The organism is Mongoliitalea sp., assembly GCF_054166905.1.
This window is the reverse complement of record NZ_JBSZCK010000015.1, coordinates 1-26,459: the sequence shown is the minus strand read 5'-3', so window position 1 is coordinate 26,459 and position 26,459 is coordinate 1. Positions and strand designations below refer to the sequence as shown.

The 26,459-nt window shown below is 40.3% G+C and carries 26 protein-coding genes; 6 read left to right on the top strand and 20 right to left on the bottom strand.

Features of this window, described 5'->3' with window-relative positions; genetic code table 11:
- Positions 1-63: 63 nt before the first annotated feature.
- Both ACXIUD_RS05195 and ACXIUD_RS05190 read left to right on the top strand, forming a co-directional pair.
- On the top strand, positions 64-696 hold the full coding sequence (locus ACXIUD_RS05195) for a hypothetical protein (protein ID WP_458051560.1): 633 nt from the start codon (positions 64-66) through the stop codon (positions 694-696).
- Positions 697-793: 97 nt separating this feature from the next.
- Entirely contained in the window at positions 794-1,495 is a 702-nt protein-coding gene (locus tag ACXIUD_RS05190; RefSeq protein ID WP_458051559.1) for a TetR/AcrR family transcriptional regulator, read from the top strand.
- Positions 1,496-1,666: 171 nt separating this feature from the next.
- On the opposite strand, the gene ACXIUD_RS05185 is transcribed toward ACXIUD_RS05190, so the two are convergent.
- The 14 genes from ACXIUD_RS05185 to holA form a co-directional block, all read right to left on the bottom strand.
- Positions 1,667-2,581: a helix-turn-helix transcriptional regulator gene (locus ACXIUD_RS05185; RefSeq protein WP_458051558.1), complete on the bottom strand. Its 915-nt coding sequence runs from the start codon at positions 2,579-2,581 to the stop codon at positions 1,667-1,669.
- An 84-nt stretch (positions 2,582-2,665) separates the two neighbouring features.
- The gene (locus tag ACXIUD_RS05180) at positions 2,666-3,538 is read right to left on the bottom strand and encodes a DUF5777 family beta-barrel protein (protein ID WP_458051557.1); all 873 of its coding nucleotides are present in this window, start codon (positions 3,536-3,538) and stop codon (positions 2,666-2,668) included.
- Between the two features lie 6 nt (positions 3,539-3,544).
- Complete coding sequence (locus ACXIUD_RS05175; RefSeq protein WP_458051556.1) at positions 3,545-4,087, bottom strand: YceI family protein; 543 nt, start codon at positions 4,085-4,087, stop codon at positions 3,545-3,547.
- The gene (locus tag ACXIUD_RS05170) at positions 4,084-4,572 is read right to left on the bottom strand and encodes a QcrA and Rieske domain-containing protein (protein WP_458051555.1); all 489 of its coding nucleotides are present in this window, start codon (positions 4,570-4,572) and stop codon (positions 4,084-4,086) included. Before ACXIUD_RS05170 ends, ACXIUD_RS05175 begins: the two co-directional genes overlap by 4 nt.
- A gap of 71 nt (positions 4,573-4,643) precedes the next feature.
- Positions 4,644-5,168, bottom strand: a complete 525-nt coding sequence (locus ACXIUD_RS05165; protein WP_458051554.1) for a hypothetical protein — start codon at positions 5,166-5,168, stop codon at positions 4,644-4,646.
- A gap of 55 nt (positions 5,169-5,223) precedes the next feature.
- Entirely contained in the window at positions 5,224-5,883 is a 660-nt protein-coding gene (gene trmB, locus ACXIUD_RS05160; RefSeq protein WP_458051553.1) for a tRNA (guanosine(46)-N7)-methyltransferase TrmB, read from the bottom strand.
- 1 nt (position 5,884) lies between these two features.
- Positions 5,885-7,168, bottom strand: a complete 1,284-nt coding sequence (locus ACXIUD_RS05155) for a bifunctional folylpolyglutamate synthase/dihydrofolate synthase (RefSeq protein ID WP_458051552.1) — start codon at positions 7,166-7,168, stop codon at positions 5,885-5,887.
- 2 nt (positions 7,169-7,170) lie between these two features.
- Complete coding sequence (locus ACXIUD_RS05150; protein WP_458051551.1) at positions 7,171-8,133, bottom strand: energy transducer TonB; 963 nt, start codon at positions 8,131-8,133, stop codon at positions 7,171-7,173.
- 4 nt (positions 8,134-8,137) lie between these two features.
- Complete coding sequence (locus tag ACXIUD_RS05145; protein WP_458051550.1) at positions 8,138-8,530, bottom strand: ExbD/TolR family protein; 393 nt, start codon at positions 8,528-8,530, stop codon at positions 8,138-8,140.
- A gap of 1 nt (position 8,531) precedes the next feature.
- The gene (locus ACXIUD_RS05140; RefSeq protein WP_458051549.1) at positions 8,532-9,221 is read right to left on the bottom strand and encodes a MotA/TolQ/ExbB proton channel family protein; all 690 of its coding nucleotides are present in this window, start codon (positions 9,219-9,221) and stop codon (positions 8,532-8,534) included.
- A gap of 1 nt (position 9,222) precedes the next feature.
- On the bottom strand, positions 9,223-9,987 hold the full coding sequence (locus ACXIUD_RS05135; RefSeq protein WP_458051548.1) for an SPOR domain-containing protein: 765 nt from the start codon (positions 9,985-9,987) through the stop codon (positions 9,223-9,225).
- A gap of 79 nt (positions 9,988-10,066) precedes the next feature.
- Entirely contained in the window at positions 10,067-11,737 is a 1,671-nt protein-coding gene (locus ACXIUD_RS05130; RefSeq protein WP_458051547.1) for a TonB-dependent receptor, read from the bottom strand.
- 10 nt (positions 11,738-11,747) lie between these two features.
- The gene (locus ACXIUD_RS05125; protein WP_458051546.1) at positions 11,748-14,735 is read right to left on the bottom strand and encodes a tetratricopeptide repeat protein; all 2,988 of its coding nucleotides are present in this window, start codon (positions 14,733-14,735) and stop codon (positions 11,748-11,750) included.
- A gap of 19 nt (positions 14,736-14,754) precedes the next feature.
- A complete protein-coding gene (holA, locus tag ACXIUD_RS05120) occupies positions 14,755-15,777 on the bottom strand; it encodes a DNA polymerase III subunit delta (protein WP_458051545.1) in 1,023 nt (340 codons plus the stop codon).
- Positions 15,778-15,906: 129 nt separating this feature from the next.
- On the opposite strand from holA, the gene ACXIUD_RS05115 reads away from it, so the two are divergent.
- Positions 15,907-16,623, top strand: a complete 717-nt coding sequence (locus tag ACXIUD_RS05115) for a tetratricopeptide repeat protein (protein WP_458051544.1) — start codon at positions 15,907-15,909, stop codon at positions 16,621-16,623.
- On the opposite strand, the gene ACXIUD_RS05110 is transcribed toward ACXIUD_RS05115, so the two are convergent.
- Positions 16,620-17,462, bottom strand: a complete 843-nt coding sequence (locus ACXIUD_RS05110) for a universal stress protein (protein ID WP_458051543.1) — start codon at positions 17,460-17,462, stop codon at positions 16,620-16,622. The genes ACXIUD_RS05115 and ACXIUD_RS05110 overlap by 4 nt on opposite strands.
- A 7-nt stretch (positions 17,463-17,469) precedes the next feature.
- Positions 17,470-18,387, bottom strand: a complete 918-nt coding sequence (locus ACXIUD_RS05105) for a 2-hydroxyacid dehydrogenase (protein WP_458051542.1) — start codon at positions 18,385-18,387, stop codon at positions 17,470-17,472.
- Positions 18,388-18,572: 185 nt separating this feature from the next.
- Here ACXIUD_RS05105 and ACXIUD_RS05100 point away from each other — a divergent pair, with 185 nt between their 5' ends.
- Complete coding sequence (locus ACXIUD_RS05100; protein WP_458051541.1) at positions 18,573-19,424, top strand: DUF2911 domain-containing protein; 852 nt, start codon at positions 18,573-18,575, stop codon at positions 19,422-19,424.
- Positions 19,425-20,032: 608 nt separating this feature from the next.
- Here the strand turns inward: ACXIUD_RS05100 and ACXIUD_RS05095 are convergent.
- Both ACXIUD_RS05095 and ACXIUD_RS05090 read right to left on the bottom strand, forming a co-directional pair.
- On the bottom strand, positions 20,033-21,700 hold the full coding sequence (locus ACXIUD_RS05095) for a DUF6909 family protein (RefSeq protein WP_458051540.1): 1,668 nt from the start codon (positions 21,698-21,700) through the stop codon (positions 20,033-20,035).
- A gap of 90 nt (positions 21,701-21,790) precedes the next feature.
- Complete coding sequence (locus ACXIUD_RS05090) at positions 21,791-22,309, bottom strand: DinB family protein (RefSeq protein WP_458051539.1); 519 nt, start codon at positions 22,307-22,309, stop codon at positions 21,791-21,793.
- A gap of 71 nt (positions 22,310-22,380) precedes the next feature.
- Between ACXIUD_RS05090 and ACXIUD_RS05085 the strand changes: the two genes are divergently transcribed.
- Entirely contained in the window at positions 22,381-23,733 is a 1,353-nt protein-coding gene (locus ACXIUD_RS05085; protein ID WP_458051538.1) for a M20/M25/M40 family metallo-hydrolase, read from the top strand.
- 248 nt (positions 23,734-23,981) lie between these two features.
- On the top strand, positions 23,982-24,932 hold the full coding sequence (locus ACXIUD_RS05080) for an N-acetylmuramoyl-L-alanine amidase (protein ID WP_458051537.1): 951 nt from the start codon (positions 23,982-23,984) through the stop codon (positions 24,930-24,932).
- Positions 24,933-24,945: 13 nt separating this feature from the next.
- On the opposite strand, the gene ACXIUD_RS05075 is transcribed toward ACXIUD_RS05080, so the two are convergent.
- Positions 24,946-25,602 (bottom strand): hypothetical protein, encoded by a 657-nt coding sequence (locus ACXIUD_RS05075; protein ID WP_458051536.1) that lies wholly within the window; start codon positions 25,600-25,602, stop codon positions 24,946-24,948.
- Positions 25,603-25,760: 158 nt separating this feature from the next.
- Positions 25,761-26,150 carry a 5-fold beta-flower protein gene (locus ACXIUD_RS05070; protein WP_458051535.1) on the bottom strand — a complete coding sequence of 130 codons (390 nt, stop codon included), beginning with the start codon at positions 26,148-26,150 and terminating at the stop codon, positions 25,761-25,763.
- Positions 26,151-26,459: the final 309 nt, after the last annotated feature.

The following is a 26,459-nucleotide window of genomic DNA, read 5'->3' as shown; positions in this document are numbered from 1 at the left end:
TAGCCTAATCTCACAACAATCTTTCTTAATTTCAGTACATTAGATGTGTAAAACCAAAAGCTAATGAAAAGATTACTAGTTCAAATTGTCTGTTGCTTTGTTTTTGTAGGGGCCTTGACTTCTTGTAGGATAGGTTTTGATGATGATGATGATAGACCTAATGACCCTAGAGAGACCCTTATTGAGTCCCTTCATAATACGTTCTTCCAGTTTAATGTATTGGGAGGTACGGAAAGTGAGGATCTTAGAGTTGAAAATGATGGAATGCATGGGATTTATGGGTTATCTTCTACTGATATAGAGAGACTTTCAGGTAATCTGGGCATACTTAGATGTTTTCAGGCAACTAGCTTGACGATGCAGCAAATGGCTAGAGTTCGGTCTTCGACAATGGAATTTATGCAATGCAGGAATGGAAATAGCCGTGAATACCAAATGGCGGTGCGCAACGTATTGTCTCAATTGTCCCAACAGCGTGAACGATTGGTTGCAGCTTTTGAAAAAGGAGATTTAACTTCTGAAGAAGCAAGAGCTCGTTTTCAGACTTTAAGAGAAATCGCCCATCAACAAATTATGGATGAAAAGCTTAAGTTTTCTCAAGATTTGAGAGGATGTTTAGAAACATATATTGAGAATTTATCTGGGATTATGAGTGAAGATCAATGGAAAGTTTTCACCTCATGTATTTTGGATTAAAATTTCTGCTCTCATACTGAACGAATTACAACAGGCTGCCATAGCAGCCTGTTTTTTTTGAATGAAGTTTAATACTTTTGAACTTCATTCGAATACTATGGGAACCAAAGATCGCGAAAAGAAAGAGAAACTGATTTTAGATGGTGCAATCAAGCTTTTCAGCACCAAGGGATATACTGCCACCAAAATGGAAGACGTGGCCAATCAAGCAAAAATCAGCAAAGGTCTCACCTACTTTTATTTTAAAAATAAAGAAGATCTGTACATGGCAGTTACCAAAAAGGCTTTTGATGAACTGCGGGCTGTTTTCAGAGAAGTTTTCAAAGTCAAAGGTCGCACAGGTATGGAAATGATTACGGACCTGACGGATAAGTATTTGAATTTTGTGCTTGAAAACAGGATGTTGAATGAAGCTATCCTGAACTTTATGAATTTGGTTCAACTATATAATAAAGAGGAATCCAGAAGCGCTATCCATCCACTGATTTTGGAAAGTGAACATTTTCAAAAATTGCTGGAGATTCATCACGACTGCGGAAAATTAGGCGTTCAAATGGTATCCCAAGGAATCAAAGATGGTAGTATACGGCCGGAATTACAGGCTGAAATCACGTTTTATACAATTTGGAGTATGTTGATTGGATTTGAGCGTTTATCCGGTCCGGTGGACTTTGAAGGTAAAGACCTAAAAATCCATCTAGAAAACTGGAAACCAGGTTTTGTCAAACTCATGCAGGAAATGCTTCGAGGTACCATACAAGCTTCCAAACCAAAGGCTGTTCAAGCGTCGCTGTTTTAGTGAGCAGTGCATAGTGAACAGTGAGCAGTGTGTAGTGAAAAGTGAGCAGTGTTCAGTGTGTAGTGAACAGTGCCTGTGCTGAGCGCAGTCGAAGCAAACAGTGCATCGCGAGCAGTGTACTTGGTACTTGGTACATGGTACTTGGTACTTGGTACTCCGTACAAGGTAGACCTAGAAATACTTCGCTTTGTCTAATTGCTCCTGAATGTACTGCTTAAGTTCTTCTCCTTCTATGATCTTAATTTCTCCAGGTAAGCCTAGTATAAAGCGGGCTAAGCCCGGAAGTTGAGGGATTTTACTTTCAAAATAATACTGATTTCTGTTTTTAGTATAGGTAAAGGGTTTGGCATCAGGGAATTCTTCCATCATCAACTGATAGGCCTTTTTGCTCAATTTCAAGACCACTTCAAATTGATTTTTCCCAGTAAATCCAAACAAACCTTGCTCCAATCGCTCATGCAATTGCTGATACATAAAGGACTTGGAAGTAAGCTGTACCTCTCCTATTCGCTCAATCTTAAACTGCTTCATCTCTTTACTTTCAATTTCGAAGGCAAAAACGGAATCAAAATTTTTATTGAAAGCAACCGGTTCGACTAATCGATCAGAAACAGAGTCTGAGCTTAAGGAATAATAATCTGCCAAAATCACCTGATTTTCATGCTTGATAGCTGATGCCAATTGATCTACGAATACTCCCAAATTGGCATTGAAAAGCTGATTGACTGATTGATGAAAATCGGATCTTATGGTTATTTTTTGGAGGATAGCATCTTTCAACAAATGCTTTTTCCCATGTTTGGAAAATAGCTCTTGCATGAAATTTATTTCTTCATCATTGAAGGTGCCAAAGGCAAACTTGTCAGGTGCCTCTACTCTATCGATGATTTTAAACTTGCCAAATTTCTTTTCTATTTCGAACCCTAAAGCCTCTAGCAACCTAAAATATCGATAGACTGTTCGGGTATCTGTCTGTAAGAGCTCGGCAAGTTTATGCACGGTCTTACCGATATTTCCTCTCAATAAATTGATGAGTTTAAAAACACGCAAAATCTTTTGCTGCTCTACACTATTTGCCTTTGCCATAAATTAAAATTATGGCGAAAAGATATCCCTTTTCAGCGAAAAGAAATAATAATTGACAGCAAATGTCTTAAATATTGCAGGGTTTTACCAGGTAGCTTTACTTCTTTTGGTTGCGAAAACGCGATTAACATTGAATCCCAAGCGAAATTGTTCACCCGGGACACCATTACCACCGGCTAACAAATATTGCTCATTGAGCGCAGGAGATGTCACAAAATACATTTGGAACACATGTCCGCCAGCCTCTAAATCAATACCCAAACCTACATTGTTTCTTAAGTCGTTATTTAGATTAGGAATCCATTGTAAGGTAAGAGAAGCCTTGCTTGATACCTTATACTTGCCACTGAATCCAAGGGCCAAATAGAGATTCTGATCTCCTTCTAAAAAGAAAATGGGATTCATATCCACAAAATAAGCCATCATCGGTGATACCTGAAGGGAAATTTTATCTGAAAACCGTCTTGCTGCCATTAATTGAAAAGCATAGGAGGTTCTATTGGCCAAACTTGGGTCTCCTTCAATCAGAAAACTATAATCGGAAGTATTGACTCCCGCTCCGCCCATAGCAGAAAGGGAAAAAGGCACTTTATCATCATAGGTTTGCTTGAAAAAGTGGTAACGTCCATAGAGATTATAAATTTTATCTAATCCCTGACGGGCTGCACCTAGAGAAAATTTATCATTGAATCCATATTCAAAACTAAATTGAATGCTGGCGCCATTATCTATTCCAAACAAATTTCTAATCCCTCCATCCAAGGTGCCAAAGGTATGCATGATAGCAAAGTGCAAGGTACCTTTGTCAACAGGCTCTGTGGTTAATAGGTTAATATTTCGAGGTGCATGGAAAATAAGATCGACTTCCTGACTTTCCGTGGCCAATTTTCTCTCCAATTGAGCATAGGATTGAAAAGTTAACCCTAACAACAACCAAAGCAATGCTACCTTCTTCATAAACGCTTAATTTGTCTTTTTTAATTGAATGGAAATATTAACGATTTGTTCTTCGGCTAATTCGTAAAACATCACTTTGGGAATGGCTATATTATGGTCAGAAAGCAATACTTTAAAGCTAGCTTTCAGCAATAATTCATTCCCCTGCAATGTCAACTGCCCTGGAACTTCAATCTCCCGCTCCACTCCATGAATTTTAAATTTCCCAACAGCAACGACATTCTGTGATTTACCTGCCTCCAATTTTGGGACAGTTTTCATTTTACCAGTGAATTCTGCAAATGGAAATTTTTTGGTTTCCAAATAGTTCTCCCGCATGTGCCTATCCCTCAAACCTATCCCGGTTTTCAAGGTATTAAGGTCAATAAAGAAGTCTAATAAGTTTTTATCAAAATCAACCAGCCCATTGAGAGACTGAGATTTTCCCTCAAATTCACTTAAGGGTGCTTGGGAAATAAATACAATTTCACCCTTTTCTCCCTTAAATTCCTGAGCTACAACTGAGGAAATAATTAAAGAGAAAAGGATAAAAAATACTAAATACCTCATGATACTTGGATGGTTAAAATATTTCCATCTCTAGCTATAGGGAATGCTTGAAGGGGTCTATTAGCTAATCCGCTTATCACTGTTCCATCAGTATTAAATCTTGAATTGTGGCATGAACAAGTGAATACATTATTGGAAAACGACCAACTACGATCGCATCCTGCATGTGTACAAACAGATGTCAAAGCGGTAAACTGATTATTACCGGTATTTGCTACCAAAACACGAGCTTGAGTAATCAATGCCCAACCACCTGGACTAGCTAGTTGTGAAACTTGGGTAAGATCGATAGTGAGTACATTGTTGCTAAACTCCACACCTTGACCTGTAGGGGCAGGAGGAGCTCCGGGTTCGGTATCATCCGAACAACCTGTAAAAAATCCAACCCCAAACACCGACATCACTGCAAATGCCCCACTTTTTTTAAGGAATGCTCTTCTTGCTTCCGAAAGCGTTCCTGTCTGAATTTCCTGCGTTTTTTTCATAATCCGATATACGACAAAGGTCTTTTAATTGGATTATTAACAGCAGAAGTATTTAATGTGTTTGGTGAAATTTAAAACTTTCTCTTTAAAATCTCTGAAAGAACTACTGCATCTTTGACAGTTCGCGGGTTTTGAAGTAAGTCACTATATCGATGAACCTGTTTTTTCTTGGATTTAGATGCAGTAGCATTTGTTGGCTTAATTCCTTGAATAGAAGATGAAATCCGGACCTGTTCGTCCAAGGTCTTGTACTTAGGTTTGTAGTCTTCATCCAATGCTCCTTGAAAAGCCTGATAAGCTTTCGGTTGCCTTGTTTGCGGCATTGGCTGGAAAGCGGGTTCCGATCTTCTAGTTGGTTCTGGTCTTCGTTCTTCTAATACTTCTCCCTGACCCGTCTGTTCTAAATCCCGCTGAGCTTCTTGCTGTCCCCTTCTGATTTCCCGTAAAAGTTCCTCAAAAGAAGCTGGCTGCTGCCGTTCGCCATCTGATCTACTAGAATCTGTTTCCTCGGGCATTTCAGGCTTATTTTTTTTAAGCGCCGAGTATATAAAGTAAATGATAACAGCAAGTAGGTAGATTAAATTTCCAGCATCCATGTTTCAAAGATTTTTTACTAATATACAGAAATCTTGCACCCTAGGTTAGCTTTCTTTACAAAAATCTAAATTTCAGGTATTTGATTTTCTCCCCTTTTTCGGAAAAAATCTTTTCATACTTCGTCTGAATCCCATGATGTTCCTCTTTCCAGGGAGAGGTATTAAAATCATGTGTATGTAACAGAACTTCAATATCTTCTCTTGCTTGTACGAGTTCGAGCGTATAATCAAAAAGCCCTGTATTGTCTGTTTTAAAATGGACGATTCCATCCTTTTGCAGCATGGGTTTGTACATATCCAAAAACTTGGGAGAAGTCAGTCTTCTTTTTTCATCTCCATCTCTTGGAAAAGGATCAGGGAAGGTTATCCAAAGCTCGGAGATTTCTTCATGATCAAAAAATTTTTCCAATTGCTGAATCTGCGTCCGTAAGAATGAAACATTTTCCATTCCTTCTGCTAAAGCAATCGTACTACCCTTCCAAATTCGAGCACCTTTGATATCTACCCCGACAAAATTACGATTGGGATATTGCCTGGCTAACCCCACTGTAAACTCCCCTCTTCCACAGGCTAGTTCAACCGTCAATGGTTGCGCTTGCTTGAATTGAATAGTATTCCACTTTCCTTTAATCTCTTCAAAGATCTCTTTCCCCTCTTGGACTACATTCCAATTTTCCTCGTTTTCTTTGAAGCGTTGCAGCTTTTTTCTGCTCATGTTAGATATCGTTAATTTCAGCAACCACAAAGGTACTGCCTCCAATGAATATTAAATCCTCTAGAGCTGCCTTTTTCTTGGCAAATTCCATAGCCTCATTCACATTTGGAATTACTAGGCCCTGTAAACCTTGGGCGATAGCCAGATTTGCCAATTCTTTTGCAGGCATGGCGCGGGGTATGGAAGCTTGACAGAAAAGATAGTAGGCATCTTTGGGCAATAAGGATAGGATTTTGGATACATCTTTGTCATGGACCATTCCCAATATCATCCATAATTGGTGATACTTATATTGCTTCAATTGTTCCAAAATCATTCGAATACCATCTTCGTTATGTCCTGTATCACAAATGACAAGAGGTTGTTCTGTTAAAATCTGCCATCTCCCTTTGAGTCCAGTCAGATCTATGACATATTTGAGCCCTTCTTGGATGGCATCCAAGGGAATTGTCCATCCTTTCATTTGAAGCACATCTATGGCCTTGAACACTCCCGGTAAGTTTTTGGCTTGGTAATTCCCCAAAAGTTGGATATGCAGATCCAAACTAGCATCACCTTCCACCCTGTAGGATGCGAGACCTTGTATTTCGGGTAATCGCTCTACATGGTAACTTTCTTGGGCAAAATACAACATTGCATCTTTTGCCTGGGCTTGCTCACGAAAAACAGGCACAAGCTCTTCTTGGGTGTGGCTGATGATCACAGGAATATTTTTTTTGATTATACCTGCTTTTTCCACAGCTATCAGCGGAAGCGTATCTCCCAAAAACTGCATATGGTCAAAACCAATATTGGTAATGATGGAGACTTCAGGAACAATAACATTGGTACTGTCTAATCTTCCTCCCATACCAACTTCTATCACGGCAATTTCCACCTGTTCTTTGGCAAAATACCAAAAGGCCATCCCAACAGTCATTTCAAAAAAACTGGGCTTTAACTGATCTAAGTATTCCCGATTAGCTGCAATAAACTCAACTACTGCCTCCTCACTAATACAGAGGCCATCTATTTTGATGCGCTCAGTAAAAGATTTGAGATGTGGTGAGGTATAGAGGCCGACTTTATACCCCGCCTTCATCAAAACAGCCGACAACATATGGGAAGTACTTCCTTTCCCATTGGTGCCTGCTACATGAATGGTCTTAATTTTTTGTTCTGGATTACCAAGGTGATTGCACAGTGCTAGTGTATTACTCAAATCTTTTTTAAAAGCAGCTGCACCAATGCGTTGGAACATGGGTAAAGCATTGAACATGTAGTCCAACGTTTCAGCGTAGGTCATGATTAATCTACTTTGATGATAAAAGTAATTCTACCTTGGGAGAATGCGGCTGGAACTGTGCCTCCTTGCCTTTTGAAATTGATTTGATTAAGGACTGTTCGATAGTAGGCCAACACCTCATTGGAAACATTATATTCCCGGGGTACAGCCTGAACAATCTTTCCATTATCATCCACAGTGATTTGAAATTCGATTCTTCCACTTCTGGTAGATACATTATCCCGAATAGTCGGTTGCGAGGCAAATTCCCAACCCGCTAAATCCAAACCAATCCCTGAAGAAGGCCCTGGACTGCCCGAACCTGTACCTGATCCCATGATTGCCCTTCCATCTACTGTTCCTTGTGGTCGACCCTCATCTCCACGGGTGGTGGATGAACCTTGGGAAGAACCTGTAACTGCTTTATTGGAAGTGCCAGAGGAACCCCCTGCCCCCATCAGCGCTCGCTGATTGACTTGAGGGGTTTCCTCTGCTTTGGTAGTAGTTTGTTGTGCATCTGCATTGGCAGGTTTGCTAGCAGGAGTCGTCTCTCTTCTTACAGGAGTTGTCTCTTTGGTAGGAGTAGTACTGGGCTTATCACTTCCTTTTACGGTACTGGGGGTTTTGGATACTGCTTCGAATGTTTGCTGCGTTGGTTTAGCAGCAGGTTTGGCCACTTCAGTTTTAGGCTGGGTAACGGGAACAGCAGCTTCCGTAGGCCGTGGACTTTGTTGTCCAGGTGCTGGTGCCTCTGTATTGCTTGTTTGGATATCAGAAGGAGGTGCAGTAGTTTGGTTATTGCCAGAACCCAGATCTGAAAAACCTAAATTCAATTCCATCCCATACTTCTGCAAAGGAGGAATCTGCTCTTTCCAAACCACAATAAAATATATAGCCAGCAAGACCAACACATTGACGATGATGGTAATGATGAGTGCCTTTCGTTTATTTTCGGCTTCTTGGCTATCTGTTTCCCAAACCTGCATTTTCTTACTTATATGGTTTTGTAGCGATAGAGACGTTGGCTTCCAAACCAGCTGCAATACCACCAATCTCTACTAAATATTCAACGGGGACTTCCTTGTCAATATGCAAAACTACCTGACCTTTTTTTTCTGCTAACAAGGCAGTCAACTCAGCTTTGACATCTTCCCGATTAACAATACGGTCATTGACCGAAAATCTCAAATCTTTGGTCACCGTCACTGTCACCTCTTGCATCACAATATCAGATGCCTCACTGGATGGCAAATTGACCGGTAATCCAGAAGGGGTAATGAAAGACGACGTCAGCATGAAAAATATCAGTAACAAGAAAATGATATCTGTCATGGATGACATGCTAAAGGCAGCATCGACTTTATGTTTGGATTGTAGACCCATGTTATTTCTCCTGTAACATATCAATAAATTCCACAGAAGTGTATTCCATGCTGTGGACCAATTTAGAAACTTGGGAAACCAAGTAATTGTAACCTAAGTAAGCAACGATGCCAACCACCAATCCTGCAGCTGTGGTGATCATTGCTTCATAAATACCCGTAGAAAGCAGTTTCGGAGAAACCATTCCCTCTTCTTGTGCTACGCCGATGAATGCTCGAATCATCCCTGCTACCGTTCCCAAGAAACCAATCATTGGTGCAGCACCTGCAACGGTCGCTAAGACACCCAAATTTTTCTCTAACTTGTAGATTTCGATTTTCCCTACATTCTCAATAGATACTTCGATGTTTTTCAATGGGCTGCCAATTCTTTCCAATCCTTTGGATATCATATTGGCTACAGGTGTGTTTTCACCTGTACATAAAGCCTTGGCCTGAGCTACTTTACCAGACTGTACCAAAACCTTTACTTGATCCATTAAATGTTTTGGGGATTTTGCAGCTTTGCGCAGCGTAATCAACCGCTCCACAAAGATGAATATTGCCAAAACGAATAAAACGTACAGAGGAATCATCATATATCCCCCTTTTAAAATCAAATCCAATAAACCAATACTCGGTTTACCCGCTCCCATGGTAGAGAGACTGTCCAAGGCCATAGTGCCCTCTGTCATTGCTTGTGCTAGCATCATATTAATATTTCAAAATCCATACAGATTCACTGAATTGAGCTTTGGCCTGCTCTAAAGCATTGGATGCCTCTGTGAAGGAAGCGTATCTTCCTGCTGCCAATCGGTAATTTCTACTTTCTTCATTCGGAAGAATCATCCACAAATCAACGCCATTTGCCAGGTACTTTTCAGATTCTTCCTTGGCCAAGGATTCATTCGGTACTGAACCGACCACTATGTAATAGGTTGGCCTTGCACCTTTGCTCGCAACAGGTTCCAAATTTCCCCGTTGTCCAGTAGGACGAGTTGCGACGGGAGCAGGCTGAGATGAAGGCGCTGTTGGTGCAGGGGTTACTGCGACGGGAGCAGATGCTTCTATTTCAACAGGTTCTTCCTCAACAATTGTATCCTCAATAATTTCTTCCATGAGTTCCTCGTCCTCAAGGGCGATTTCTTCCATGATTTGATCCGTGGTAGCGACAGTTTTTTCTCCTGTAACCTGAGGTTCATAGTACAAGAAATATGCCATTACCGCTAAGATTAATAGCAACGAAGCAATTAAAAAAACGGTAATACCTTTAGATTTTTTAGAAGTAGTTTTAGCCTTATTTTCAGAAGGATAATCCGAATTCTTTTCAACTTGCGCAACCGGCTTATTTTCAGATTTTTTAGGTTGTTCTGCCACCTGAGCTGCTGCTGTAGCAATCCTGTTACTAGAAGTATTTTTCACATCTAATTTGACTGGCTCTACAAAGGGAAATCCGTAATCTTTATCGTTTAGGTCCATATCAGGGTGTCAAAAATTTTTGAATTTACGAAGCTAACATTATTCGGCTAAATGACAAATCTTCATGCGATGAGCTGTGCTAGAACTTGATGGTTGCACCCAAAACTCCTTGGATACCTCTTACCGGATAATTGATAAATCGCTGATTTCTTCGATTCAATAGATTATTCCCTACAGCAAATACAGAAACCCGATTATTGATTTTATAATCTGCTTTCAACTGCAAATCGAGCACTGTAGGAAGGGTTGTGATATTGTCAGTACCTACTTCAAAGACCTGAATTCCTCCCATCGCCATCACATTCATCTGAATCAACCAATCTTCCGTAGGACGGAAATTATTATTCCATTTGACTTCTACGCTGGGTCTGTGGAATGCCCCCTGGAGTTCGGAAGTGGTGTATTGATAATAATCCACACCAAAACTACCGAAGTACCAGTTTTCATACTTAAACCCTGCTCTGGCAAAGTAATTCAACACCTGAGTTTCTCCATCAAATAAAATTTCAAACCTCAAACTATCGGAGGAGGAAGGATTGAAGAAATGCATGTTTCTAAATCTTCCAAAGGAAAACCCTGCCTCATAGGTTAGGTTATCAAGCACAGTTCCTTTGGCTCCTGCTGACACTTTGTATCGTTGAATGGTATTTAATAAAGCGTTGGATGGTCCTAAAAATGGATTCTCATTTACAAAATCCAAATAGGTCTTTCTATGGACATCCCCTGCAAAACCCACAAAAGCACCGATTTCATCCTGAATCTGGTAAGCTGCAAATACATCCGGATATACATGGAAGTCTGAGCGCTTGTTTAAGGTGATGTCATTTTCTACAATGATATTGGCACCTACCTTAACCTCTAATTGGGAGTCTCTATATTCAAAGCTCGGACGAATTCCGAAATAATTTCGGTTGATATCCTGATAAAACTCATCTCTAGGGCTGGTCAAGCTTAGATCCAAATCAATGGATGAGAACATCTTTTCATTGAGCCAGTAATCTGTATGAATGGCCATGAGTATCTCATTTTCAGAGGCTTGAAACTGATCGTTGAAACCTCTAATTCCGATTCTGGCATCGTAATTCAAGCCTTCCAGTTTTTCCAAATCAGCAATTCCGGCATGTACTTGAAAAGTCTGAAGCGTATTTTGGTTCGGAATAAAGTCAGTCAATAATGGATTCTCTGGATCATATCCAAAGAAATTGAATTGATGACGGTCATACTTCAACCCGCCATAGAGCTGAAAGAAATCCTTGTAGAGGTTTCCATCTGCCTTAAAATTGGTAAAGTGTTCTGCGGAATTTCTTCCTGCCACAGGCCCTGTATAGAAACCCTCGTGTTTGAAATGTGCACCCGCATTGTAATCTCCATCCTCCCATAAATTGTAACGGCCTTCAAGGATTGGAGAACTATAATTACCAAAACCCACACGTGCGAAGCCTGGAAACAACTCCTCTCTTTTCTTTGGAAATTGCTTCTGCGCAGCCGAAGCTGTTATCTCCGATGCTTGTGTTTGGATGGCGTAGGATTTTGGTTCATAAGTAAAGTTATTGCTACTACTTGGAGTAGGCAAAGTTGGTAATTTTTCAAATCTCCGGCTTTTGGGAGGAAGTGTTAATACCCTGTCTTTACGGATGATAAACTCCTGATCTTTTACCTCCCCTGTTTGTTGGGCGAAGGTGTTATTGGAAAGCATCAAGCCTCCCAAGAAAGCAAATGCGGCTAAGCGTATATTGGTTGCGGTCTTCATGGGCTGATGCTTAATTAAGGCTGTTTAATCGTTCACGTGCCATTCGTTTGATTTCCTCATTTACTGAGTTTTCTACGACAGATTGTAAGGTGGCTTTTGCTTGGAAGTCTTCTCCTAGTTTCTGGTAATTTTCTGCAATGAGGATAAAGCATCTTCCAAACCAATAATCATATGATGAGAAGGCACTGGAATATTCGAAAATCAATTCATTGGAGGTGTCATGCTTGCCATCTTTGGCTTTTCCGTCTGCCCAAAGGAATAGGCCCTCTGCTCCATGAATGGTCTTGTATTCTTTCACCAAATCTTCTAGTACCGATTCCGCTGCCGATTTCTGATTGGTTTTGTTCAAAGCTTTAGCCTTCAACAATAAGGCATGAGGAATAGCATCCGTCACAACAGAGCCTAAGTTGACAATGCGGTCTGCCATTTCGATGGCAATATCCATGCGGTTGAGCTGATAATTAGCTTCCATCAATCCCTTGAGTGCTTCATATTCTTCCACTTGATTACGGGCATTGGAAAGAGATTCCCGGAAGAAAGGAAGGGCCTTTTCATAGTTGGCATTTTCCATTTCCAAACTAGCGATGCGTTGCACAGCACGGATTCTTTGAGAGGAAGCCTGTTCTTTTTCTAAGCGATAGAATGTTTCCAAAGCATCGTTTTTCCTACCCAATCGTATTTGTGCATCCCCTATAAAAAAGAGTGCTTCTGGCTTGTTGGAGGATTGTGGGTAATTTCTCAAATATGTATTGAAAGCAGTGATTGCCTGTTCCGAAGCATTGGAGAAATAAAGGTTTTTAGCTGCTTCATACTCTAAACTCTGCACGCTCTTACTGTCTGGATTGGCATTCCTAAACTTGCTCAAATATTGGCTAAACTCTCCAGAGCGATTTTGTAAAGCCAAGGTTTCCTGAAGACCAACCAAAGCAGCTTCTGCATTGGAGGCATTGGGATGGTTGTCCAAGATGCGCTTATAGTCTTCAATAGTTGCATTGTAATTTTGCATGGAGAAATTGGCAATGGCTCGACCTTCCAAGGCAAAAGGGATAAATGGACTACTTGGCCTTGAACCGATCAGCCTGGTAAATCCATCACTCGCTTCCGAATACTTAGTCATTTCCATCAGAATCTGAGATTTTTGAAAAATTGCATCTTCCAAATAGAGACTGTTTGGATAGCTATCGATTAAGGTGGTCAATTCACGAACTGCTTCTTCGTTTCTGTTTTGGAAATTGAAAACTACCCCACTTCGGAAGTATGCGTAATCGATAAAGTCATTTCTTTCACGGATTGCACGCTGGAATATGGTCTGCGCATCTACAAACTTTTTCTGCACATAATACACATCACCCAATCGAATGAGCGCCTCATCGTAATTTTGAGGATCGATACTTCCCTGCAATAAGTTGACGTAGCTTCTGAAATGATTTTCAGCTTTGGCGTATTGTTGGGTGTTGAACAAAGAATAGCCTAGTCCATAATGCGTCTTGGCAGTAATAGGGTTGCGTAAATCCGGTTTTTGTGCTAGCACTTGTTCATAAGATTTAATAGCGTCCGCTAATTTATCTTGAGCAGCAAAATTCTCCCCTTTCCAAAAATAGGTTTCCATAACCAAGCCTCTGTCAATAGGTTCTCTTAAAGATTTATCAAACAGGGTATTGGCCATATCATGCCTTTTATCTCTATAGTATACTATCCCTTGATAATAGGTGATTTTCTGATAGGCCGCACGTAATCGCTCGGATTTGCGTGGCATTTTTTCTAATTGGTCGATTGCCCGAAGGTAATTGCTCGTATTAATCAGGGCATCCGTCAGTAGCCCCTCTGCTTCTGCGCGGTAGGTTCCATTGGGGAAATTATCCAAATAGGTATCAAGCGCATTGACCGCTTCTTGAAAGTTGCCACGCTCCAAATTAACTTTGGCGAAATTAACCAAGGCATCCTCCTTGACTTCTCTGTCTGCGTCACTTTTATATGCAGCGCTGAAGCTGTTGGAAGCGAACTGAGGATTGTTTAATTTGATATAAGCATGGCCCAAATAGTAGGAAGAAACTTGGGCGAGTTTATCATCCCCTACCGCAGAAACTTTCAGATAATCTGTGGCACGCTGATAATTTCTGATTTGATACTGGGAAATACCGGCGCGATAAACCTGAGTACGGTTTAGATCTGATTTTTTAGCATTCACAAATGCATCGTAATTAGCTGCTGCCTTTTCAAAGTTTCCTTTTTCAAAATATGCCTCCGCCAGGTAGAGATGAATCAATTCCCTGCCTTCCAAATTTGTTCTATTTTGCAGGACAGGCTCTGCATAATTGATCAATTCATCGTAGTAACCCTGTCGGTAATATATGGCTGCTAACAAGGCAGGAACTTTGGTGGCGTAGAAATTTGATTTATCCGCCTCTTTTAGGTCTCTGATCGCTTGATCGTAGTTTTTTTGTTCTAAGGCTATAAACCCTGCATAATAAAAAGCATCTGGGGAATAGGAGGAATTATGGGTTTTCACTGCATTGAAATTAATCAAGGCATTGGTATAGTCCCTTAATTGAAAGTAAGCATAAGCTTTTTTAAACAGTACCTCTGAACCCTGTTCATAGCTGACTTTGCTTACATCCACTTTATTGTAAGCGGGAATGGCTTCGCGATAGTTGCGATTATCAAAAAAGAAATCACCTAAGATGTGGGCAGCGTCATTGGCTAAGGGATGATTGGGGTGCTTTCTAATGAACACGTACACCTCATCTGATGCATTAGGATTTTCAATTTTTAAAGTCGCTATCGCTTGGTTGAAGGCTCCATGAATTTGAATTTCCTCCGGTGTATTGCTGGAAGGAAGACTCTGAAAGGCATATTTGGCAGCACTGAATAGCTGTTTGTCCATCAATTCAAAAGAATCATCAAACCATTTGGTAGAGCTTTGCTGGTAAAGTCCTGATTGTGAATACCCTTCCACGGCAAGGGTAAAACTTAAAAGCAACAAAAGGCTTTTTTTCATAAATAGCTTTGCTAGGCTGTTAATGCATAATTTTGAAAACTAATTCCCGGAGAATCTCTGCGTCAGTGATACTTCCGGCATCTACTCCTTTAGAGCGCAAATCTGCCTCTCGGATATAAGTAAAGCAATCAATAACCTTGCCTAATTGATAATTTTTAGCGGCGATTCTATACTCTTTCACGAAAAAAGGGTGCGCTCCTATCAACTTGGCCAACTCATTATCTCCTGCTGTTTTATTGTAATGAACGAGGGATATCTTGGAAAAATAGTTAAATATCACCGTCAACATGGGGATAATAGGATGGTTTTTAGGATTTTGAGCAAAGTAATGAATGATTTTGTTTGCTTTTTCCACATCCTTAAAGCCCATTGCCTTGGTCAGTTCAAAGGTATTGTACTCCTTATTGATACCTATATACTTTTGAATATGCTCTTTGGTGATTTGCGTCGGTCCAGTGAAATTAATGAGCATTTTACCCACCTCATTGGCAATCACTTCCAGGTTATTCCCGATGCTTTCTGCCAAGAAACTGGCAGTGGGTCCATCCATTTGGTGACCCTGCGTTTTGATATAGCCTTCTATCCAAGCAGCAAGGTTATAGTCTTTTACTTTTTCTGTTTTTACAAATACGGCCTTCTTATCCAATTCTTTGGACAAGGGTTTTCTGCCATCGAGTGATTTATACTTATGGGCAAAAACCAATATCGTACTTGGCAAAGGATTTTGAAGATAGCTGATCAACAAATTGTCGACTTCTTCTTTACCTAAATTTGGAATATTTTGAGCCTCTTTGACGATAACTACTTGACGTTCTGCCATCATAGGGAATCGCTTGGCATTGGATAAAATTGCAGGCATTGTGACGTCCTTACCATACATTACCATCTGATTGAAACTCTTCTCATGTTCCTGAATCGCATTTTTTTCGATAAAGTCTGAGATTTGATCAATAAAGAAAGGTTCTTCTCCCTGCAAAAAATAGATGGGTGCAAATTTCCCGCTTTTTAACTCCTTTAAAACGTCTTCTGCTTTGTATGCCATAATCAAGAATTCTCGCTCAAATATAGAAATTAATCCCTAGTCAAAAGGATGCTACTACCAGTCAATGTACATTTTTTTAAACTTTCTTTGCCGTATTTTTGTATGATAAATAAATCAAGCGTCAAAACCGTGAACAATTTCGAAACTAGTGTTGCCTTATTTAAGGAAGGAAAATTTGTCCAAGCTTTGGAGGAGATCAATAAAGCCATTCAAGCAGATGGAAGTAATCTGGAATTTTACTTTTTCCGTGCAAGGGTATTTTCCAGAATGGGAAAATTTGAAGATTCTTTGGGGGACTTTGATCGCTTAAATGAAAAAGATCCTTACAATCCTACCTACATAGCCGACAGAGCCGTTGTCCTTCATTTATTGAAACGCAATGAAGAAGCTTTGGCTGAGTTTGACAGAGCACTGAATTTAGAGCCAAAAAATCCTTATAGATATTCCAGTCGTGCCTATTTCAAAGATAGAATCGGTGACCATCAAGGTGCCTTGGAAGATTATGAAAAGGCCATTGAATTAGACCCGGAAGATGCGGTGGCATATAACAACAAAGGACTTGTAGAAGAAAAGATGGGCTACATCAAACGATCTAAAAAGAGCTTCGAAAAATCAGAGGAATTGATCGGATATAAGAGACCGGAAACACCCAAAGCATCACCTGAAACTGAACCAAAACCGCGTCAGGAATTGCCGGAGATTGAAATAGAACCGATGGAGCCAACTCCAAAAAAGCTAACCTTTCAATCTTACATCAAAACTTTGAAGGATGTGTTTACGGATGAAAAAACAAGAAAAGACTTCGTGGAATTTCTCAAGACAAAATTATGGTCAAGAAAGTCTTAAACTTTCTTGACCACTAACAATGGCTTATTGATGAAATAGGACATTTTTCTGGATATGTTCTTATCAAATATCTGCTCAAACCAACTTTTCTTTTTGCTAAGCGTGACCAACATATCGCCTTTGGCAGTGATTAAATAATTTTCAAGGCCTAAGCCTGCATCATCCCGATATGCCTTCAATACATAATTGGTTTTTTCATATTTGATAAATGGCTTCAATTCCTGAACCATTGTCTGATGCAAGCTTTTATCGATGGCTTTAGCTTTCGTACTGACATGCACCAAATCAATCTCAGAATCAAAGAAACTCGCTAACTCAGTGATTTTTTGAATAGCCAATTTATCCTCTTCTAAGTAATCCGTAGCGTATACCAATTTTCTAGGAGGCTTAAAATAGACTCTTCTTGGAATGACCAATACATCCACCTCGGACCTATCGACTACCTTAGCTGCACGTGTACCGACATAGTTTTTCTTGAAATCATTGATACCTTCAGTACCAATAACAATCAAGTCTGCTTTTTCTTCGGCAACAAACTCCAGGATGGAACTCACAATCTTTCCTTCGCGAACAACCGATTTGCAGGATTTAAGCCCTTTGGGAATACTTTCCTCTGATACTGTGCGTACGAGGTTTTCTAATTTTTTTTCAACAAACTCATAACTCTGCCCATTACTGATTTCCTGGGCAGCTAATTTCTGATAATCTTCTTTGTCTGGTACATGAAAAAGAATGAGATCTGCCTGGTACTTTTCACCTAGTTTGGCAGCATATTCAATTGCATTTAACGAACATTCTGAGAAGTCAGTAGGACAAATGATTTTAAAAACTGATTCCATGGTGTGATTAATAGCCTTTAATTCTATTTATTTGGTTTATTAAGGGTTGGGACTTTTTCATTCGTTGATAATTTTCCATAACCTGAGGTGCCGCAGCATTGGGATTGGTCACGCTAGCGATATGGGGTGTAATCCGAATACGAGTATCTTCCCAAAAGGGGTGAATAGAGGGAAGAGGCTCTTCTTGGAATACATCCAACAAAGCACCAGATAGATAACCTTTTTCCAAAGCTACTAATAAATCTTGTTCAATTAAATGTTTTCCCCTAGCAACATTAATTAAAAATGTTCCTGGCGTACACTTTTCAAATAATTGAAGATTTAAAAAACCTTCTGTCTGCGGAGTCAATGGCAACATACAGACCAACACATTTATTTCTGAGAGAAAATCCTGTAGCTGATTTCCAAAATAGTAAGGATAAGTAAGCGTCTTTGGACTGTTTCCAAATCCAAGAACCGGGAAGCCCATGTACTGCAATTTGTCTGCTATATCATGCCCCAAAGCGCCAACGCCAAGAATTCCAATCTTAACGGCTAGTTCTGGATTGGACATATCCCATACTTTCTGCAATTGTTGTTGCTGATAGCGCTCGTATTGCCTATGATGGTTTAACACCCCCATAATCACATAATTAGTCATGGACCAGGTCAATTTTTCATCCACGATACGTGTGATGGGCACATGCAGCGGTAAAGCAGGATCTTTCAAAATATGATCTACCCCAGCCCCCATGGAACAGATGAGCTTAAGATTGGGAAACTCACTTAATAATCCAGGAGGATGATTCCATAGAAGTACGGCTTCTACAGCAGCATAATCTGTAATTTCAGGATACACCTGAATCTGAACAGAAGGGTCTAAACGCTTAAAATTTTGAATCCAGGCATCTACATTTTTACCTGGACTGATAATGGCTAAGCCCATTTACTAGCATATTTGGGTGTTGGTAGTATCTTTTGATACTCAATGCTTCAATACTACAATAAGATTTAGACAAAAAAAAACCATTCATCCAAGAGTCCCTACCTCTTCATCAATAAATCTTATCGAACCCATAAAAATTTTAATTTATATTGCGTTACCAATGTAAATCTAAACCAAAAAAATAAATGAAAAACCCATTTGCTTACTTTGCTGCCCTTTTCTTGACTTATCTAAGTCTTGGAGTAGCGGCCCAACAAATCAACATGCCTCAGGCTAGTCCTTCAGCTACCATCAGTCAAAAAATTGGTCTGACGGATGTTACCATAGAATATGCTCGCCCGAGTATGAAGGGTAGAAAGATATTTGGGGAATTGGTGCCGTTTGGGGATGTTTGGAGGACAGGTGCCAATGCAGCTACCTTACTTACATTCTCGACCGAAGTTAAAATTGAGGGACAACTTATTCCTGCGGGCACGTATGCACTTTACTCGATCCCAGGACGTGATGAGTGGACAATTATTCTTTCTTCCAATACCAGTCTTTGGGGTGCAGTTGGATACAATTCTGATGAAGATGTCCTGCGTGCTATTGTTAAACCAGGTAAAACAGGCCAACGATATGAAACCATGGAGTTTAATTTCGTGGATATGACTGATAATGCTGCATCTGTTGCCATCAAGTGGGAAAACACCCGTGTAGCATTCAGAATAGAGACAGAAGTGGATGATATTGTGATGGCACAGATCAAAGAATTGGTAATAGATCAGGAGATAACAAATCCTGGTTTGTACTATCAAGCTGCCAATTATTACTTTACCAATAAAAAAGATTTACGTGTAGCTCTTGATTGGATCAGCAAGTCAGTTGCTGACGATCCAAAATTCTGGACCATGCATTTAAAAGCAAAAATTGAGGCCGAATTAGGCATGAAACAGGAGGCTATTCAAAGTGCTAACCGCTCCATTGAAATGGCCAGAGAAGCTAAAAATGCAGATTATGTTGGCTTGAATGAACGATTAATTCGTTCGTTGAGGTAGTAGGTAGAAGCGAGAAACAAGAGACAAGAATCAAGAATCAAGAAACAAGAATCAAGAAACAAGAGACAAGAATCAAGAAATAAGACTTGATTTTCGTGGAAAGACGTTGGAGGTGCTTTTGAAATATAGAAGAAATACCCTTGAAATAATCGTGAAAGAGAATTAGTTGGTTAGTATCCTATTTCTCCTTTTGCCTTTATGCTTATTCCTATCGCCTTTTACATTCTTTTCCGTGAAATTAGTCCCTTAATCTCCCATCAAGTAGAGTGCTCGCAGAATGCATGGAATACGTAGAAAGATGGAATGTAAAAAACAGATTATAAAAAAACGGCTGAGAATTAACTTAGCCGTTTTTTGTTTTTAGAACAGTTGTTTGGTTATAAGGAAGTGTGTTTAGGAACTTTCGATTTCCTTAGAGGATTGCAAATCCTTATTTAATCTTCTGACCGAGATTGCAAATCCAGGACAGCTCCACTCATTCCTGAATTTTTATATTTTGCTTCAACTTCCCTCAGCACCGAAACTACTCACTGCAAACTGTTAACTTACTCACTGCTAACTGTTATTTACTAACTGTTCACTGCCCACTGCTAACTGTTCACTTGTTCTCAGAACAGCTTTTCGAAAATCTTGTAGGTAATGAGATAGGTTGGCTTAACTCCTTCCATACCTAGGGCACCTGAGGCAAGGGTACTTCCTGTTTCTAATGGATTATCCGATGCATAATAGGCATACAATACTTTGACATCCTTGCCTATACTTTGGCGAATTCGGCTTTCGGATTGGATGGCTTTTTGGTAATGGGCACCTTCCATTTCCAAACCTATGGCCTTCCAGGAAGATTGCATCAAATAACTCAGGACATCTTTGTTTTGCAAGGATGTTCCCAATACAGTAAACATGGTTCCTTGGTAAACACCTAAGCCGTATCCTTCAAAATCTTCTTTTGTGAATAGATTGTCCAAGGGATAATTATCAGCCGTACCCTCGAATACATGGCTATCTGGGATCATGATATCTCCTTTGTGCCCTGTCAAAATACCTGCTTTGCCCATGATACTAGCAGACTGTACACGTAAAGGATGTAAACTCCCATCCGCCGACTCGTATGGCTTCAAAAGCTCATCGAAACACTCATAGGCTTGCTCCCCAAATGCATAATCCATGACCAATATTACAGGTCTATCTTTTTTATCCTTCGGTAGTTTTTTACCAGGTATGATAGTATCTACTGTCATCTTAGCTGTATCCAATAACTGTACATGGATATTGGTGCCGGATTCATCATTCACCTCAATAAATCCATGGTTTAATGCATAGGAATAAATGTCCTTTGCCTTGTTGTTTTTGGCATTTTGACTGATGGTCATGGCTTCTTTTTCAATGGCATCAAATGATTTGAGACCCAAAGCCTGATGCCCATAGACCGTATTCAGGACAGAGTGAAGGTTCGCTGAAATAATGTGTATTGGTCTATCAATCAGGCCTTCTTCGTACAATACTTTTTTGATGTCATTGGCCCATAACTCTCCATACACATGATGACCTACGCGCATGCGAAGGGTTGCAGAAAATGAAATTTCCCGATCTAACTCATGGAAAGCTTCATCCATGGACATTTTACCCAAATGGTAAACCACATGAAACAAGCTGTGTACATGATTAGATTTTTCAAACTTCATAACTGCTTCATGTGTCTCTTCAAAGGTACGTCCGATGACATGGCTTAGGTAGGAACAAGCCACCTCCATATCAAACTCCTCTCCCCTCGCCTCTTTTTCCACCAACTGACCAAGCATCCTCCAATTGAGATCGATTCTTCCTTTTGGGTCTGTGCTATTGCGACGGATTTTTTCTGACTCAATGTATAAAAATGTCAAATGCGTCAGAATATCGTAAATGTCAGAGCGACCTCTTGTCATCTCTACATACATCTGATCTGCATCCACACGGTAGCAGTTTCTCTTTCTTTTTGGAGGTACAATTGTTGGGAAAGTAGAATTTTCGTAGCCCTCTCTGCTGATCAAGCGAATATATCTACACTCCTCAATTCCTTTAGGAAGACGCTCCATGACATATAAGAGACCGTCCAACTCGATTTTTTCGTCCTCGGCCAATGCGCCGTAAATTTCCGGACTTAACACCAAAAGTGAATCTACAAGCGATTCACCGGAAACTCCCATCGGTTTATAAGACCCTCTCATAAAGAGATGTCTCATGGTGATGTACAGTTTTTCGATGGCGGCTCTTGATTCTTGTGCTCTAGTTCTTTGCATAATTTTAAAATTAGTTAATAGATAAATTCGGCAAAATTACATATTTCTAACGAGAGTATTGCTATCTATCGCTCAAAATCTGCTTTTGCCCTATTGATAGCGTTCTTGTAAAATGCTGAGGTGATGCGCAGCATGCCCCGGAATAATGGCTATCAAAGCTCTAACTGAGACCTTATTTTCATTGGCAGTTCCTGTAAACAGTAACTGCTCTTTGGTGATGGTATGCAAAAGCGCTGCTATAGCCTTTCTATTGGCTGTAAAATCTTCTAATAAGCTTTCTACGGAAAACTGATTGAATTGACCATTCGCAATGTAAATATCCTGATCAAATCCCGGCAAACTTGCTTCTTCCCCTCTGGCAAAACAAAAAGCCCTAAAAGCCATTACCCGATCTGTATCCGTGATATGGGCTAATACTTCCTTGGGAGTCCATTTCCCCGCTGCGTAAGCAGTCTCCGCCCAGCTTTCATCCTCTCTTTTAAAAATAGAGCGAACCTCCTCAATTTGATCCAAGATCAACGCATGAATATCTCTTTCTCGGATCTTTTCCAAATAACTTTGGTAATATGGGTGATATTCTCCCGTTGAGGGCATCATGCTTGCATTCATGTAAAAGCTGTTTTATTGGGTTTATACTCCGAGCTAAATTAGAATCCAAAGCGCATTTAAAAAATCATCCTATGAAAAATATTTTACTGATTGGCTGTTTGTGGATTACCTTCAATGGTTTTTCTCAGACACAGCTCATCCATCGCAAGGCTAGCATCGCTCAAATGATCGATGAAATCTCTGCCGAGAATTTAGAAAAATACGTTCGTGATCTATCCGATTTCCGTACTCGCCATTCCTTGAGTAAAGGTAACAATACTAAAGAGGGAATCGACGCCTCCCAGGCTTATGTCTTGGAATTATTTCAATCATTTGAGGCAGCGGCGGGCGGTAGATTAAGTTCCACGATTGATTATTTCACAGTAGCAGGCGATGGTCGCAGGATTCCACAGGATGTGCAGATGGGCAATGTTATGGCAACCTTAAAAGGGACAGACCCAATGGATAATCGCATTTTTATGGTCACTGCACATATTGATAGCCGGGCCACCGATGTGATGAATGCTTCTATCGATGCACCTGGTGCAAATGATGATGGTTCGGGTGTGGCAGCAGTCATCGAGTTATGTAGAATTATGTCTAAAAGAGAATTTCCTGCCACAATTATCTTCGTTGCCTTGACAGGTGAAGAACAAGGCTTGAAAGGAGCTAACCATTTAGCGGAGCGTGCTACAAATGAAAACTGGAATTTGGTTGCTTTATTGAATAATGACATGCTCGGAAACAGCAACTCCTCACAAACAAATATCAATGACAATACGCGTGTTCGGATCTTTTCTGAAGGTATTCCAGCTGCTGAAACCGAGCGTATGGCAGCTATCCGTCGCTATACGAGTTCTGAAAATGATGGCAAAGCCCGTCAACTCGCCCGCTATATGAAAGAAGTAGGAGAACGTTATGTAGATCAGCTGGAGGTAAAATTGATTTACAGAAACGATCGATTCCTAAGAGGAGGTGATCATACGCCATTTGTTCAGCAAGGATTTACAGCCATACGGGTGACCGAGATGAATGAAAATTATTACCGTCAACACGAAGATGTACGGGTAGAAAATGGTATTCAGTACGGAGATCTACCGGAATTTGTGGATTTCGAATATATGCGAAAAAATACAGGATTGAATTTAGCTTCTTTGGCATCCTTGGCTTCTGCCCCATCTGAACCTCAGAATGTAGGTATTGATGTTAGAAGATTGACCAATACTACCACCTTGCGTTGGGAAGCTCCAGCGATAGGAAAAGCGAAAGGATACTATGTTTTAATGCGGGAAACGGATCAGTCCATGTGGCAAAAGAAATTCTATACAGAGGACCTTACCTTAACTATCCCCTACTCCAAGGACAACTATTTCTTTGCCGTACAATCTGTTGGTCAGGATGGAGATGAGAGTTTGGCAGTCTTTCCTCAACCCATTACCCGTTAAATCAAGCTAAAAAAGGTTTTTCTCAGGCATTTTCAAATCATTTGCCATCATACAAGGAGTACAAGATTGGGATACTTGGATATGTTTTCCCAAATCTTGTACTCTTTTATTTTTTGAAAGACAAAGAATTCAACTATAAATTGAATTTTTAAATCATTGAAAATCAGACGAATCACTTGCTTTTCAGGATTATTTAATGTAGATTTCTTGAGTTATTGTTTCAACCATTCATTTTTCACCAAACCATTATGGAAACCAAATTCAATTTTACCAAAATGACACTTGCCGAGTTTGATTCTTGGCTTCAAGCTATCAGGGTAGGTCGGACCATTTTAAAAGTCCAGCAACATCATACCTACATTCCTTCCTACCAGCATTTTACCGGTGCCAATCATTTTCAAATGCAGCGGAGTATGCAAAATGTGCATGTCAATAGCAATGGCTGGTCGGATATTGCCCAGCATTTCACTATTTTCCCTGATGGTAGCATCATGACCGGGAGATCTTTAGAAAGTACTCCTTCTGGCATCGTAGGTCAAAACAGCAATGCCATCTGCATGGAGCATATTGGTTTTTTTGACAAGAACAAAGATCAAATGACAGCGGAGCAAGCCGCTTCCATCGTTGGGGTTACTGCACTCCTCTGTAAGAAATTCAATCTACCTGTTAATTTACATTCGATTATCTATCATCATTGGTTCTCCAGTAAATCCTGTCCAGGAACAAACTTCTTTGGAGGAAATAAGCGAAGTGATTGCGAGCAGCACTTTTTACCCTTGGTTCGGCAGGCTTTGCAGGGTTCTGTCAAAAGCAGCGATGAACGTATTTTGAAATACGCCATCACCACTGCTTCGAGTTTGAATGTACGCACAGGGCCCGGGGCAAATTTTTCCTTGGCTGAAGAGCGAGCTCCCTTAGCCGCCAATTCCGTCATTCGGATTTACCAAGAGCAGCCTGGATGGTATAAAATTTCCCAAAATGCTGATCATTGGGTTTCTTCTCGATTCACTCAGGAGGTTACGAGATTCAAAGTTAAGCCAGCAGTTCTCAACGTGCGCTCGGGGCCAGGTACCAACTTCTTTATCGTGGACAAATTAAGGAAAGATGAAGATGTCTTTATCTCCGAATTTTCAGGAATTTGGGCGAAAATAGGTTTGGAAGACCGGTGGGTATCCAAAAACTTTTTGGAAGAGTTTTAGCGCTTTAGGAGCGCTAAAACTCCTTTCTAACAAACAGACCAAAGGCCTGTGACCATGTAGTCTGTCGAATGCCACTTTCCTCAGCAGTAAATTGACTCGTATCTAATCCCAATCCAAATTGGAAAGTACGGTAATCTAAACCTACCCTTGCTGCTTGTTCGCTGAAATTATGCGCTCGGAAATTAAAGTTGGAATTGGCAATGACTTGAGTAAAAAGTTTGAGGTTATCCGATAGCTTTGGTCTGAATTGAATGAAACCAAAAATATCCAAATTGGGTCTTGACCGAAGTTCAACGCTCGGAAATAAGCTTACCAACCAAGTGTCTGTGACCTTAGTAAAGCTTACCGCTGCTACAGGAGAAAAGCCTTCTTGGGTTACAAATCCTCCCAAAGCCAATCCAAAATTATCGTTAAGTGCATAGTCAACAGCCGAGTAGTTAAACAATTGATTTTGAAATTCCTGGCTATGACCAATTCGGAATAGGTTGTAGCTAAAAAAGCTAAACCGAGAGCTGTCTGAGAATGCCAATTGTCCCCAAAATTCATGGCTGGTATATCCTTTAGAGGAAAAGATTTCTCCAACAAACTGAGCCTGTGAAGTTATTTGAAATCCTAAAAAGCAACTAAGAATAAAGATAAATTTTCGAGCATTTCTGCAAATAGAACTCATGAATCGCTAGTAATTGTTATTGGCTAGATAAACAGTACTAGAAACCTAAAAAGTTTTGAAAGGATAGATAATTTTAAAATTTAGCCACTAATTTTTATTGACAGATCCTACTAGGGTAATCTATGTGCTAATGTAACTATCAAACCTGCTATCAATGCTTACATGAAAAAGTAAAAAAATAAAATCACTTCCCTTCGTTGCAGACCTTCGGATCTGCCGAGTGGCCTACCGGAGGCATCAAATAAGCGCTCACCATCGATTCTTCCCGATAGTTTCCCTGTGGCATCAAATAGGCGGTCTCCATCAATCCTTCCCTGCAGCCTGCCTGCACTATCAAAAACTCGTTGTCCATCCACTCTTCCCATAAGTCTACCTGTTCCGTCAAATATACGTTCACCGTCTACTCTCCCGATAGGTCGACCTGTAGCGTCAAAGAAGCGCTCCCCATCTACCCTCCCCATCAATCTCCCCGATGCGTCAAATATCCGTTGAGCTTCTGCAGTGGAAGTGTAGCAGGCAAGAAAGAAGATGAGAAGGAGGTATTTCATGTGGAGGTTGAATGAAGATTGGGAGGTTAGGCATTGTACGTTGTACCAAGTACCATGTACCATGTACCAAGTATTAGGTACCTAAACCTGTGCCAAGTGAATATCAAGACACGTCAATTTGAGGAGAAACCTGGCAGGTTTTAGGTATTCTGAATGACTTTTTGTTTCCGGTACGCTATCGCAAACCTGCCAGGTTTTTTCCCACCTCGTGAGTTTAAGATCACAAGGCTGACGCCCCTTTGGTCTTGACTGGCATTATTAGGTGCTTGTGCCATTAGAGTATCAATATACGTCTATTTGAGGAGAAAC